The organism is Streptomyces sp. 130 (assembly GCF_007096885.1).
GTDB lineage: Bacteria > Actinomycetota > Actinomycetes > Streptomycetales > Streptomycetaceae > Streptomyces.
In genome coordinates, this window is record NZ_VJNO01000114.1 from 1 (window position 1) to 821 (window position 821).

At 70.4% G+C, this 821-nt stretch carries 1 protein-coding gene; it reads right to left on the minus strand.

Annotated features, from left to right (window positions below):
- The coding region (locus FKN01_RS32240) for a condensation domain-containing protein (protein ID WP_185993088.1) at window positions 1–764 on the minus strand (764 nt) is incomplete at its 3' end.
- Window positions 765–821: the final 57 nt, after the last annotated feature.

The window sequence follows — 821 nt, forward strand, 5'->3', positions numbered from 1 at the left end:
TCCAGCGCCACCGGGTACACCGAGGTGAACCAACCCACCGTCCGCGAAAGATCGACCCCGGGCAGTTCCTCACGCCCATGCCCTTCCACATCCACCACGACCGGACCCTGACCCGCACCACGCCAGCGCCCCACCGCCCGCGCCAGAGCGGCCAGCAGCACATCATTGATCTCACCGTGGAACGCGGCGGGAACCGCACCCAGCACACGCCTGGTCACATCGGCGGACAGACGCAGCTCCAGCTGCCCCGCCGACGCGGCCACATCCACGACCGCATCCAGCGCACGCGCACCCACCAGCGGATCCGGCGTACCAGCCACACCACGCCAGAACCCCAGCTCACCGGCCCTGGCCCGGGCCTCGTCCACCAGCAGACGCGCCCACCGACGGAACGACGTCGGAACCACGGAAAGCTCAGCCGACGGCTCCGCCAGAGCCGCCCGCACATCCGGAACGATGATCCGCCACGACACACCGTCCACCACCAGATGATGCGCCACCAACAGCAGCACACCCTCCACACCCGGGCCCCGGTCGAACCACACCCCCTGCACCATCACACCCGCCGCAGGAGACAACCGCCCCTGCGCCGCACCACGCTCCACCACCACAAGCCGGCCGAACGCCTCCGCATCCAGACCCGCCGCGTCCACCCGCTTGACCATGGGAACGGTCGAGCCCTCGGACACCTCCGGAACCGTCAGCCGCCACACACCCTCCGCGGACAGCTCCGCCCGCATCCGCAACACATCGTGACGCTCCACGACCGCACGAACCGCAGCCTCCACATCCCCCAGCCCGGCACCCGCACGCACCGCCAC